The organism is Streptomyces sp. MS191 (assembly GCF_008042125.1).
GTDB lineage: Bacteria > Actinomycetota > Actinomycetes > Streptomycetales > Streptomycetaceae > Streptomyces.
Window position 1 is genome coordinate 2,177,519 of sequence record NZ_RDBI01000040.1, and the last position, 12,179, is coordinate 2,189,697.

The window sequence follows — 12,179 nt, forward strand, 5'->3', positions numbered from 1 at the left end:
GCGGTGAATGACCCGGCAGACGGTGGCCGGAGAGATGCCGAAGAGCGGAGCGAGCTGCCGCATTGTCAGGTTGGTGCGGTAGTACACGGCCACCAGCAGCACCCGGTCCGGCAGCGGCAGGCACCACGGACGGCCACCACCGGGACCGTTCCCGCCCCGCTCCTTCACCACTTTCACCAGCTTCGCGAACCGGTCGATCCGCAAGCCCGTGAACGTCTCCACCCACACCGGCTCAGCCCGCAACACCCCACCCATGCAAGGGAAATGCCCGGAACTGAGCCTTCTGCAACACCCTTTAGCACGCATCCCCCACGCGCCGGGGCCCGGCGGGCGATCGCCCGCCGGGCCCCGGCGCGTCCGTACCCCTGACAGCCCCCGCCGTCACCCCGCGGTGGTCAGCTGGCGGCCCTCCGCGGTCAGCAGGTCCGCGTGGTGCCGGGCGGCGACCAGCGGATGGGCGCGCAGCTTGCCCTTGAGCTCGTTGCGGCCGTACTCGGCGAACAGCGGATTCGCGGGGTCGCTCGTCACGCCGGGAGCGGCCGTGGCGTACGGGAAGGTCAGCGGCGTGATCCGGGCGTCGAGCCGCGGGTTGTAGAAGAACGGGACCGAGAAGCGTTCCGTCGCCCCGGGCGGGGACACCACCCGGTGCTTGGTCGCGACCAGATAGCCGTTCGTCGCGACCTCCAGGAGTTCGCCGAGGTTGACGACGAAGGCCCCGGGCAGCGGCGGCACGTCGTGGAAGAGGCCGTCCTCACGCTCGACCTGGAGGCCGCCGACGTGGTCCTGCAGGAGCAGGGTCAGGAAGCCGTAGTCCTTGTGGGCCCCGACGCCCTGGTCGGCGCCGTCGCCGGCGCTTCCCGGATAGCGCACCAGCTTGAGGTGCGGATGGGCGTGGGTACCGAAGTTGTCGTCGTAGAAGTCCTCGGGCGCCCCGATCGAGACGAGCAGCTCGTGCAGCAGCCGCTCGGCGACCCCGCTGAGCCGCTCGACCCAGTTCAGGGCGGCGATCCGCAGTTCGGGCAGGGCGGCGGGCCACTGGTTGGGCCCCTGGAGCCACCAGTACGGGGCCTCCCCGGGGCCGGGGACGTGGGCGGGCCGCTCGGCTCCGATGTCGAGCTGGTCGCGCCAGTCGCGCGAGCCGCCGGTGCGCTCGTCGCCGACCCGGGTGTAACCCCGGAAGTGCGGCGAGTTGATGTTGTCGATGGCGAGCCGGTCGGCCTCCGGCAGGGCGAAGAAGGCCCGCATGGCGGAGGTGAGCGCCGTGGCCTCCGCCTCGGTGACACCGTGCCCCACCAGCTGGAAGAACCCCACGTCGTGGGCGGCGCTGTGGAGCTGGGCGTGCAGCAGACGCCGGGCCTGGGGGCCGCGGTCGGCGGCGGCGAGGTCGACGATGGGGAGCTGGGAGGTGTACGTCATGGTGTGCATCCGCGGGGTGTACGGGAGCCCGGGCGCCACCGCCGGAGGTGGGGCGGGGGCCACGGGTGCTGCCTGAGAGAGAAGGGCTCGCCCCTGGGGGCGTCGGGATCAGGCGGAGCGTCGACAGCCCATGCTCGTGACGCGGACGAAGTCCACGTGGCGGCGGCGTACGAGCGAAAGCATGCGACCAGCGTACTGCGGCGCGCGCCGAACGGGTGTGGCTCCGGTCACGGCACCCGCCCGCACCCCGGCAGCCGCCCCGGCCGGGCCCGTCAGCCCAGCGCCTCGTCCAGCAGCACGGCCCACTGCGCGACGACGCGCTCGCGCCGCGCCCGGTCGTCGGTCAGCAGCGTCGCCAGGCCCAGACCGCGGGCCATGTCCAGCAGCCCCTGGACCGTCTCGCGGACACCCGGCACGGATTCGTCCGCGCCCAGCAGCTCGACCGCGATGCGGTGCGACTCGCGACCGACCCGCGCCTCCAGCTCGGTCACCCGGGCCCGCAGCTGCTCCTCGTCGGACGCCGCGACCCACAGGTGGAGGGCGGCCCGGAAGAGCGGGCCGGTGAAGAGGTCGACGACCGCGGCGACGACCTCCGGGCGACTCTGCACCGGCAGGGTGCGCAGCGCCTGGGAGCGCTCCTCGGCTACGTACTCGACGGCCGCGGTGAACAGATCCTCCCGGGTCGGGAAGTGGTGCTGGGCCGCCCCGCGCGAGACGCCGGCCCGCTCCGCCACGACCGAGACGGTGGAACCCGCCCAGCCGTGCTCGGCCAGGCAGGACACCGCCGCCTCCAGGAGCCGCTGCCGGGTGGCCCGGCTGCGGTCCTGCTTGGGAGAGGTCACCACACCCATTCGGGGTCCCGTCGTTCGAGGAAGGCCGTCATCCCCTCGCGCGCCTCGGCGGACGCGAACAGCGACGCGGACCGCTGGACCAGCTCCTCCGCGTCGCGCTCGAAGGTCTCCAGGACTTTAGCCGTGACCAGCCGCTTCGACTCGGCCAGGCCCTGCGGGGAGCCCTTGCGCAGACCGTCCAGAATGCCGTCCAGCTCCTCGTCGAGGGCCGTGACCAGGCCCATCCGGACCGCCTCCGCCACCCCGAAGCGCTCGCCCGTCAGGTAGTACCGCGCCGCCGCCCGCTGCTCCAGCTTCGGCAGCAGCGTCAGCGAGATCACGGCCGGGGCCACCCCGATCCGCGCCTCGGTGAGGGCGAAGTCCGCCTCCGCGGAGGCCACGACCAGGTCGCAGGCGCCCAGCACGCCGAGGCCGCCGGCCCGGGCATGCCCCCGTACGACCCCCACGACGGGCTTCGGCAGCTCCACGATCTGCCGGAGCAGCGCCACGAAGGTGTACGGGTTCGGCGGGGCCTTCAGGTCCGCGCCCGCGCTGAACGTGGAACCGGAGTGCGCCAGCACCACCGCCCGCACCGCGGGGTCCTTCCCGCACCCGGCCAGGGCCGCCGCGAGCTCGGCGACGAGGGTCGCCGAGAGCGCGTTGCGGTTGGCGGGCGAGTCCAGGGTCAGGGTCGTGATGCCGCGCTCCTCGGCGGCGGTAACCAGGGTCATGCGCCTTCTCGCTCCCTCAGTTCGCGGCGCAGGATCTTCCCCGACGCGGCCCGGGGGACCGTGTCGACGAACTCCACCCGCCGGATCTTCTTGTACGGGGCCACCTTCCCGGCCACGAACTCGATCACGTCCGTCGCGGTCAGGTCGCCGGCGCCCGCCTGCCGGACGACGTACGCCTTCGGTATCTCCGTGCCGTCCTCGTCGTACACCCCGATCACCGCCGCGTCCGCGACCCGCTCGTGGGTGAGGAGCAGCGCCTCCAGCTCCGCCGGTGCGACCTGGAAGCCCTTGTACTTGATGAGTTCCTTGACCCGGTCGACGACGAAGAGCCAGCCCTCCTCGTCGACCCGGCCGACGTCCCCGGTGTGCACCCATCCGTCGGCGTCGATCATCGCTGCGGTGGCGTCGGGCCGGCCCAGGTAGCCCTTCATCACCTGCGGGCCGCGGATCGCGATCTCGCCCTCCTCGCCGACGGCCGCGTCCCGGTCCGGGTCCGTCAGCGAGACCAGCCGCATCTCGGTGGACGGCAGCAGCTTCCCGACGGTCCCGGACGGCGGGTCCGGTGCCTCCAGCGGCACCACGTGCGTTCCCGGCGACAGTTCCGTCATGCCGTACGCCTGCCGGATCGGCGGCAGGTTCAGCCGCTCCGAGCAGGCCCGGGCGAGCGCCCCGTCCAGCGGGGCCGCCGAGCACACGATGTACTCCAGCGACGACAGGTCGTACTGCGCGACCGCCGGATGCTTCGCCAGCGCGAGCACGATCGGCGGCGCGACGTACAGGGCGTTGATCCGGTGCTTCTCGATCGCCGCCAGGAACTGGTCGAGGTCGAAGCGCGGCAGCACGACGACCGTGGCGCCCTTGCGCAGCGGGGCGTTCATCAGCGCGGTCAGACCGTAGATGTGGAAGAACGGCAGCACCGCGAGGATCCGGTCGCCCGGCCCCATCGGGATGAACGGTTCGAGCTGGGCCAGATTGGTGGCGATCGACCGGTGGGTCAGCATCACGCCCTTCGGTATCCCGGTCGTGCCCGAGGAGTACGGCAGGGCGGCGATGTCCTCGTCGGGGTCGATGGCGACCTCGGGCTCGGGCGCGCTCGTGCCGAGCATCGCCTGCAGCGAGCGGTACCCGTCCTGTGCCGCCGCCTGGTCGCAGATCAGGATCTCCTCGACGCCGCCCGCGAGTTCGGCGGCCAGCCGGGCCGTCTCGAGGAGCGGGGACACGGTGACGATCCAGCGGGCCGCCGAGTCGCGCAGCTGCTTGGCGAACTCCTCCGGCGTGGCCAGCGGATGGACGGTGGTCACGGCGGCGCCGGCCCGGGAGGCTGCGTAGAACGCGATCGGGAAGAGGACGGTGTTGGGGCTGTGCAGGGCGAGGACGTCGCCCGGCCGCAGCCCCGCCTCGGCCAGGCCCGCCGCGATCCGCCGGTGGAACAGGTCGACCTGCGCGTAGGTCAGGGTGACGTCGCCGGTCCCGTCGATCAGCGCGGGGGTGTCGCCCCGCTCGGCGGCGCGGCCGAGGACGGCCTCGTGGATCGGCTGGGAGACGGCCGGGACATCCGCGTACTCGCTGAGAAACACCATGCTGCACCCCTTGGGTTGCGGACAGTGGTCGCCAGAATCGCGTGTGTCAGTACGACTTGGGGAGACCCAGGGACTGATGGGACACGTAGTTGAGGATCATCTCCCGGCTGACCGGCGCGATCCGGGCGACCCGGGAGGCGGCGATGAGCCGGGCGAGGCCGAACTCCCGGGTGAGACCGTTCCCGCCGAGGGTGTGCACGGCCTGGTCGACGGCCTTCACGCACGCCTCGCCGGCCGCGTACTTGGCCATGTTGGCGGCCTCGCCGGCGCCGACGTCGTCCCCGGCGTCGTACAGGTGGGCGGCCTTCTGCATCATCAGCCGGGCCAGCTCCAGCTCGATGTGCGCCTGGGCCAGCGGATGGGCGATGGCCTGGTGGGCGCCGATCGGCGTCTTCCAGACCTGCCGCTCCTTGGCGTACCGGACGGCCTGGTCGAGGGCGTAGCGGCCCATTCCGATGGCGAAAGCCGCCGTCATGACTCGCTCCGGGTTGAGCCCGGCGAAGAGCTGGAGGAGGCCCGCGTCCTCGTCGCCCACCAGCGCCTCCGGCGGCAGGTGGACGTCGTCGAGCGTCAGCTCGAACTGCTTCTCCTGGGCGTCCAGTTCCATGTCGATGTGACGTCGCCCGAAGCCCGGGGCGTCCCGCGGGACGACGAAGAGACACGGCTTGAGGGTGCCCGTCCGGGCGTCCGAGGTCCGGCTCACGATCAGGGTGGCGTCGGCGATGTCGACGCCGGACACGAACACCTTCCGCCCGTTGAGGACCCAGCCCTGCTCGGTCCGCGTGGCGGTCGTCGTGATCCGGTGCGAGTTGGACCCCGCGTCCGGCTCGGTGATGCCGAACGCCATGGTGCGGCTGCCGTCGGCGAGACCGGGCAGCCACTCCCGCTTCTGCTCCTCGGTGCCGAACCGGGCGATGACCGTGCCGCAGATCGCGGGCGAGACGATCATCATCAGCAGCGGCGCGCCGGCCGCGCCCGCCTCCTCCAGGACGATGGAGAGCTCGGCGATGCCGCCGCCCCCGCCGCCGTACTCCTCGGGCAGGTTCACGCCGAGGTAGCCGAGCTTGCCTGCCTCGGCCCAGAGCGTGGCCCGGTCGAAATCGCGGCCGTGGCGCTGCCCGAGGGCGGAGACGGCGGCGCGCAGGGCGGTGTGCTCGGCGGACTCGACGACGGATCCGGTCATTGCTCTTCCTCCTGTGCTTCGTGCTGAACGACGGCGAGCAGGGCACCGACCTCGACCTGGCGGCCGGGGACGGCGTGGAGCGCGGTGAGCGTGCCGGAGGCGGGCGCGATGACGCGGTGCTCCATCTTCATGGCCTCCAGCCAGAGCAGCGGCTGCCCGGCGGTGACGGTGTCGCCGACGGCCAGGCCCTCGGCGACCCGGACGACGGTGCCGGGCATGGGTGCGAGCAGGGAGCCGGGCTCCCGCTGCGCGGTCGGATCGGGGAAGCGGGGCCGGACCGTGAGCCGGTGCGGGCCGACGTGGACGGTGTCGCCGTACCGGGACACCTCGAAGTCGCGCACGACCCCGTCGACCTCGAGCCGCACCCGGCCCGGTACGGCCGTCACGACGCGGACGCCCTCGGGTGCCAGGACCTCGTACCCGCCGCCCCGGGTGGGCCGGTAGCGCACCTCGTGGTCGCCGTACGTCCTGCTCTGGTCCTGCGAGGCCACGTTCCGCCAGGCACCGCCGAACCGGCCGCCGCGGGCCGACGCCTCCGCGAGCGCGGCGGCCACGGCCGCCTGCGCCTCCCCCGGAAGCGGGCCGGTCAGCTCGTCCAGGTGACGCTCGTAGAAACCGGTGTCGAGCCGGTCCGCGTCCAGGAACGCGGGATGCCGCAACGAGGCCACCAGCAGGTCCCGATTGGTGACCGGCCCGTGGATCCGGGCCCTGGACAGCACGTCCGCGAGCCGGCGCGCGGCCTCGGCCCGGGTCGGCGCGTGGACGACGACCTTGGCGAGCATCGGGTCGTAGTGCACCCCGACGGCGTCCCCCGAGGCGTAGCCGCTGTCGACCCGCAGGCGGGAACCGGTCACGACGCCCGGGAACCCGGCCCCGGCCGGCCCGTCGGGGAACTCCAGGGTGTGCAGCACACCCGTCTGCGGGGCCCAGCCCCGCGACGGGTCCTCCGCGTAGAGCCGGGCCTCGATCGCGTGCCCCGCGGCCCGCGGCGGCTCGGCCGGCAGCGCGGCGCCCTCGGCGACCGCGAGCTGGAGCGCGACCAGGTCGACACCGAACACCGCCTCGGTCACCGGGTGCTCGACCTGGAGGCGGGTGTTCATCTCCAGGAAGTGCGCCCGGCCGTCCGCCACCAGGAACTCCACCGTGCCCGCGCCGACGTAGCCGACCGCCCGGGCCGCCGCCACCGACCGCTCGCGCAACTCCTCGACGAGCCCGGGCTCCAGACCCGGCGCCGGAGCCTCCTCGACGACCTTCTGGTGCCGGCGCTGGAGCGAGCAGTCACGCGTGCCGAGCGCCCACACCGCACCGTGCACGTCGGCCAGGACCTGCACCTCGACGTGCCGGCCGTTCTCGACGTACGGCTCGACGAACACCTCGCCGTCCCCGAAGGCACTCGCCGCCTCCGCCGACGCGGCGGCCAGCTCCTCCTCCAGCGCGGCCAGCTCGCGCACGATCCGCATACCGCGGCCACCGCCGCCCGCCGCCGCCTTCACCAGCACCGGCAGGTCCGCCTCGGTCACCTCGGCCAGCGGGGCGACGCCCAGCAGCTCCTTCGCCCGCGTCTTCGACGCCATCGCCTCGATCGCGGCCGGCGGCGGGCCGATCCAGACCAGACCGGCGTCCGTCACCGCCCGGGCGAAGTCCGCGTTCTCCGACAGGAACCCGTACCCCGGATGCACCGCGTCCGCCCCGGCCGCCAGCGCCGCCTTCACCACCAGATCGCCGCGCAGGTACGTCTCCGCGGGCGCCGAACCCGGCAGCCGCACCGCCGCGTCGGCCTCCCGGACGTGCAGCGCCGAGGCGTCGGCGTCCGAGTACACGGCCACCGTCCCGATGCCCAGCTCACGACACGTACGGAACACCCGGCAGGCGATCTCCCCGCGGTTGGCGACGAGTACCGACTGAATCATCGAAGCTGCCTCACATTCGGAAGACGCCGAAGCCGCCGCGCGCGCCCTCGACCGGTGCCGTGTGGATCGCGGACAGGCACAGCCCGAGGACCGTGCGGGTGTCGCGGGGGTCGATGACGCCGTCGTCGTAGAGCCGCCCCGACAGGAACATCGGCAGCGACTCCGACTCGATCTGCGCCTCGACCATCGCGCGCAGGCCCGCGTCCGCCTCGTCGTCGTAGGGCTGCCCCTTCGCCGCGGCGGCGGCCCGCGCCACGATCGACAGCACCCCGGCCAGCTGCTGCGGGCCCATGACGGCCGACTTCGCGCTCGGCCAGGCGAAGAGGAACCGCGGGTCGTACGCCCGGCCGCACATCCCGTAGTGCCCGGCGCCGTACGACGCCCCCATGAGCACGCTCAGATGCGGCACCCGGCTGTTCGACACCGCGTTGATCATCATCGCGCCGTGCTTGATGATGCCGCCCTGCTCGTACTCCTTGCCGACCATGTAGCCGGTGGTGTTGTGCAGGAAGACCAGCGGGATGTCGCGCTGGTTGGCGAGCTGGATGAACTGCGCCGCCTTCTGCGACTCGGCCGAGAACAGCACGCCCTGCGCGTTGGCGAGGACACCCACCGGATAGCCGTGCAGCGACGCCCAGCCGGTCACCAGGCTCGGCCCGTACAGCGGCTTGAACTCGTCGAAGTCCGAGCCGTCCACCACCCGGGCGATCACCTCGCGCGGGTCGAACGGCGTCTTGAGGTCCCCCGGCACGATCCCGAGCAGCTTCGATGATTCAGTCGGTACTCGTCGCCAACCGCGGGGAGATCGCCTGCCGGGTGTTCCGTACGTGTCGTGAGCTGGGCATCGGGACGGTGGCCGTGTACTCGGACGCCGACGCCTCGGCGCTGCACGTCCGGGAGGCCGACGCGGCGGTGCGGCTGCCGGGTTCGGCGCCCGCGGAGACGTACCTGCGCGGCGATCTGGTGGTGAAGGCGGCGCTGGCGGCCGGGGCGGACGCGGTGCATCCGGGGTACGGGTTCCTGTCGGAGAACGCGGACTTCGCCCGGGCGGCTCGCTGGTGGAGTCGGGGGGTGCCGATCTGCCGTCCCAGAAGGAGATCTTCATTCCGGGCGGGGCGCTGTTCCGGGACCTCACGCGGCTGTCGGCGGCCGGCATTCCGACGATCCGCCGCGCCTGGCGCAGGGCGTCGGGCTCGTCCACGGCGTAGTGGTCGGCGAGCCCCGAGGTCCGGGCGTGCATCTCGGCGCCGCCCAGCGACTCGTCGTCGCTCTCCTCCCCCGTCGCCATCTTCACCAGCGGCGGACCACCGAGGAAGACCTTCGACCGCTCCCTGATCATCACGGTGTGGTCGGACATGCCGGGGACGTACGCGCCACCCGCCGTCGAGTTGCCGAAGACGACCGCGATCGTCGGAATGCCGGCCGCCGACAGCCGCGTGAGGTCCCGGAACAGCGCCCCGCCCGGAATGAAGATCTCCTTCTGGGACGGCAGATCGGCACCCCCCGACTCCACCAGCGAGATCACCGGCAGCCGGTTGGCGAAGGCGATCTCGTTGGCCCGCAGCGCCTTCCGCAGCGTCCACGGATTGGAGGCCCCGCCGCGCACCGTCGGGTCGTTGGCGGTGATCAGGCACTCGACGCCCTCCACCACCCCGATGCCGGTCACCAGCGACGCGCCCACCGGATAGTCGCTGCCCCAGGCCGCGAGCGGCGACAGCTCCAGGAACGGCGTGTCGGGGTCGACCAGCAGCTCGATCCGCTCCCGGGCGAGCAGCTTGCCGCGCCCCCGGTGCCGGGCGACGTACTTCTCGCCGCCGCCCGCCAGCGCCTTGGAATGCTCGGCGTCGAGGGCGGCCAGCTTGTCGAGCATGGCGGCGCGGTGGGCCGCGTAGTCGGGTCCGCCGGTGTCGAGGGCGGAGGCGAGCACGGTCACAGCAGTTCCTCCAGAAGGTCCACCGGAATGTCCAGGTGCCGCGAGCGGAGCCACTCGCCCAGCGCCTTGGCCTGGGGATCGAAACGGGCCTGGGAGGCGACGCCCTCGCCGAGGAGCCCGGTGACGACGAAGTTCACCGCCCGCAGACCGGGCAGGACATGACGCACGACGGTCAGGCCCGCGGTCTCCGGCAGCAGCTCACGGAACCGCTCCACGGTCAGCGTGTGGGCGAGCCAGCGCCAGGCCGCCTCGGACCGGACCCAGACGCCCACGTTGGCGTCACCGCCCTTGTCGCCGCTGCGAGCACCGGCCACCCGCCCCAGCGGAGCCCGGCGCACCGGACCGGCCGGCAGGGGTACGGGCAGCGCGGGCTCCGGCACGGGTTCGAGGACCCGGGTCCGCGCCGGTACGGGAACGTCCTGCCGGGTCCCGTCGGGCAGGACGGCGACGTGCGGAACCTCGGCGGCCGGCACGTACCGCGCCTCGAACACCCCGTACGGCGTGCCCTTCCCGGGCGGGGCCGTCACATGGAAACCGGGATAGCTCCCCAGCGCCAGCTCCACCGCCGCACCGGTCAGCGCCCGGCCGACGGCCTGCGGGTCCGGATCGCGCACGACGAGCCGGAGCAACGCGCTCGCGGTCTCCTCGCTCTCCGCGTCGGGCCGGTCGGTGCGGGCCAGTTCCCACCGCACCTCGGCGGGCCGCGACCCGGCCCGCTCGAACGCGTCCTCGACCTGGTCCCGGACGAGCCCCGCCTTCTCCTCGATGTCGAGACCGGTCAGGACGAACACCACCTCGTTGCGGAAGCCGCCGAGCCGGTTCACCCCGACCTTCAGCGTGGGCGGCGGTGCCTCGCCCCGCACGCCGCCGACCACGACCCGGTCGGGCCCCTCCTGGCTGAGCCGGACGGTGTCGAGGCGGGCCGTCGCGTCGGGGCCGGCGTAGCGGGCACCCCCCGTCTCGTACAACAGCTGGGCGGTGACCGTGCCGACGTCGACGAAGCCCCCCGTACCGGGGTGCTTGGTGATCACGGACGTGCCGTCGGCATGGATCTCGGCGACCGGGAAACCGGGCCGGCGCACGTCGGCCGGGCGGAAGAAGGCGTAGTTGCCGCCGGTGGCCTGGGTACCGCACTCCAGGACGTGCCCGGCCACGACGGCGCCCGCCAGCTTGTCGTGCCAGTCGGGGTCCTCGGGGGTCCAGCCGAAACGCCACTGCGCGGGCCCCGTGACCAGGGCGGCGTCGGTGACCCGGCCGGTGACGACGACATCCGCTCCGGCGTCCAGGCAGGCGGCGATCCCGGCGCCGCCGAGGTAGGCGTTCGCCGTCAGCACGCCGTCGGCCGCGGGCAGCCGGTCACCCTCGACGTACCCGATCCGGGTGGGGAGACCGAGCCGCTTCGCCAGGACGCGCAGCGCCTCGGCGAGCCCGGCCGGGTTGAGGCCGCCCGCGTTGGCGACGATCCGGACGCCCCGCTCGTGGGCGAGACCCAGGCCCTCCTCCATCTGGCGCAGAAACGTCCTGGCATACCCGGCGTCCGGGTCCTTCAGGAGGTCGCGGCCGAGGATGAGCATCGTCAGCTCGGCGAGGTAGTCACCGGTCAGGACGTCGAGCTCGCCGCCGGTGAGCATCTCGCGCACGGCGTCGAAGCGGTCACCGTAGAAACCGGAGGCGTTGCCGATGCGGAGGATCACGGCCGCTCCCCCTGAGGCCGGCCGGGACCGGCGGGCCCGGCGAAGGCCTGGGCGATGGACAGCCACTCCTCCGCGTCGCCGCCCTTCGCCGTCAGACCGGTGTCGGCCCGGTGCACCCGCTGGGTGACGAGGAGACAGAAGTCGAGCGCCGAGCCGGTGATCCGCTGGGCGGCGTCGGCCGGCCCGTACGTCCACTCCTCGCCGTCGGGGGCGACGAGCTCGACCCGGAACGGCTCCTCGGGCGCCTTCAGACCCCGGACCAGATAGGCGTAGTCCCGGGCCCTGATGCCGATCCAGGCGACGTGCCGCAGCCGGGCGGTCGGCTCGCGGACGACCCCGAGCGCGTCGGCCACGTCCTGCCCGTGCGCCCAGGTCTCCATGAGCCGCGCGGTGCCCATGGACACGGCGCTCATCGGCGGCCCGTACCAGGGGAACCGGGCACCCGCAGGGGCGGCCCGCAGCGCTTCCTGAAGCCGCTCCCGCCCGGTGCGCCACCGCTCCAGCAGCACGGCGGGCGGCAGGGCGGCACCCTCCTCGGCGCCCGCGTCGACGAAGGTGTCGGGGGCCGCGAGGGCCTTCTCGGTCTCGGCGGCGAAGCCGGCGGGATCGGTGGCGGCGAGCAGGGCCGCCCGGTCGGTCCAGGCGAGATGCGCGATCTGATGCGCGACGCTCCAGCCGGCGGCCGGGGTCGGTGCCGCCCATTCCGCGTCACTCAGCCCTCTGACGAGCCGGTCGACTTCTTCGCTCTCACTGCGCAGATCGTCGAGGACGACGACGGGGTCGGACACGGTGCGCTCCCCTCGGGGCACGGGCGAACCACGGGCGTGTGCCGAGGAGCATGGCAGCGGCGAGGGAAACAATCAAGCGTGCTTGCTTGAGAATTTTCGGGGAGGGGACGGGGG

At 73.3% G+C, this 12,179-nt stretch carries 10 protein-coding genes and 2 pseudogenes; 1 reads left to right on the plus strand and 11 read right to left on the minus strand.

Features of this window, described 5'->3' with window-relative positions:
* The 8 genes from EAO71_RS16915 to EAO71_RS16950 form a co-directional block, all read right to left on the minus strand.
* Nucleotides 1-255: helix-turn-helix domain-containing protein (locus tag EAO71_RS16915; protein WP_147979351.1), on the minus strand; the 255-nt coding region annotated here is incomplete at its 3' end.
* 126 nt (nucleotides 256-381) lie between these two features.
* Nucleotides 382-1,425, minus strand: coding sequence for an isopenicillin N synthase family dioxygenase (locus tag EAO71_RS16920; protein ID WP_399754450.1), 1,044 nt, complete (start codon nucleotides 1,423-1,425; stop codon nucleotides 382-384).
* Between the two features lie 263 nt (nucleotides 1,426-1,688).
* Nucleotides 1,689-2,267 (minus strand): TetR/AcrR family transcriptional regulator, encoded by a 579-nt coding sequence (locus EAO71_RS16925; RefSeq protein WP_147978489.1) that lies wholly within the window; start codon nucleotides 2,265-2,267, stop codon nucleotides 1,689-1,691.
* Nucleotides 2,255-2,977: an enoyl-CoA hydratase family protein gene (locus EAO71_RS16930; protein ID WP_147978490.1), complete on the minus strand. Its 723-nt coding sequence runs from the start codon at nucleotides 2,975-2,977 to the stop codon at nucleotides 2,255-2,257. Before EAO71_RS16930 ends, EAO71_RS16925 begins: the two co-directional genes overlap by 13 nt.
* A complete protein-coding gene (locus EAO71_RS16935) occupies nucleotides 2,974-4,557 on the minus strand; it encodes a 4-coumarate--CoA ligase family protein (RefSeq protein ID WP_147978491.1) in 1,584 nt (527 codons plus the stop codon). Before EAO71_RS16935 ends, EAO71_RS16930 begins: the two co-directional genes overlap by 4 nt.
* A 46-nt stretch (nucleotides 4,558-4,603) precedes the next feature.
* The gene (locus tag EAO71_RS16940) at nucleotides 4,604-5,740 is read right to left on the minus strand and encodes an acyl-CoA dehydrogenase family protein (RefSeq protein WP_147978492.1); all 1,137 of its coding nucleotides are present in this window, start codon (nucleotides 5,738-5,740) and stop codon (nucleotides 4,604-4,606) included.
* A complete protein-coding gene (locus tag EAO71_RS16945; RefSeq protein ID WP_147978493.1) occupies nucleotides 5,737-7,650 on the minus strand; it encodes an acetyl/propionyl/methylcrotonyl-CoA carboxylase subunit alpha in 1,914 nt (637 codons plus the stop codon). Before EAO71_RS16945 ends, EAO71_RS16940 begins: the two co-directional genes overlap by 4 nt.
* A gap of 10 nt (nucleotides 7,651-7,660) precedes the next feature.
* A complete protein-coding gene (locus tag EAO71_RS16950) occupies nucleotides 7,661-8,401 on the minus strand; it encodes a carboxyl transferase domain-containing protein (RefSeq protein ID WP_261992247.1) in 741 nt (246 codons plus the stop codon).
* 17 nt (nucleotides 8,402-8,418) lie between these two features.
* Between EAO71_RS16950 and EAO71_RS16955 the strand changes: the two are divergent.
* A pseudogene (locus EAO71_RS16955) lies at nucleotides 8,419-8,643 on the plus strand (biotin carboxylase N-terminal domain-containing protein); the annotation flags it as partial.
* A 196-nt stretch (nucleotides 8,644-8,839) separates the two neighbouring features.
* Here the strand turns inward: EAO71_RS16955 and EAO71_RS16960 are convergent.
* The 3 genes and pseudogenes from EAO71_RS16960 to EAO71_RS16970 all read right to left on the minus strand — a co-directional run.
* Nucleotides 8,840-9,520 (minus strand): annotated as a pseudogene (locus EAO71_RS16960) (carboxyl transferase domain-containing protein); the annotation flags it as partial.
* A gap of 59 nt (nucleotides 9,521-9,579) precedes the next feature.
* On the minus strand, nucleotides 9,580-11,277 hold the full coding sequence (locus EAO71_RS16965) for an acyclic terpene utilization AtuA family protein (RefSeq protein ID WP_147978494.1): 1,698 nt from the start codon (nucleotides 11,275-11,277) through the stop codon (nucleotides 9,580-9,582).
* Nucleotides 11,274-12,065: a TIGR03084 family metal-binding protein gene (locus EAO71_RS16970; RefSeq protein ID WP_147978495.1), complete on the minus strand. Its 792-nt coding sequence runs from the start codon at nucleotides 12,063-12,065 to the stop codon at nucleotides 11,274-11,276. The genes EAO71_RS16965 and EAO71_RS16970 overlap by 4 nt, the downstream gene beginning before the upstream one ends.
* Nucleotides 12,066-12,179 lie beyond the last annotated feature (114 nt).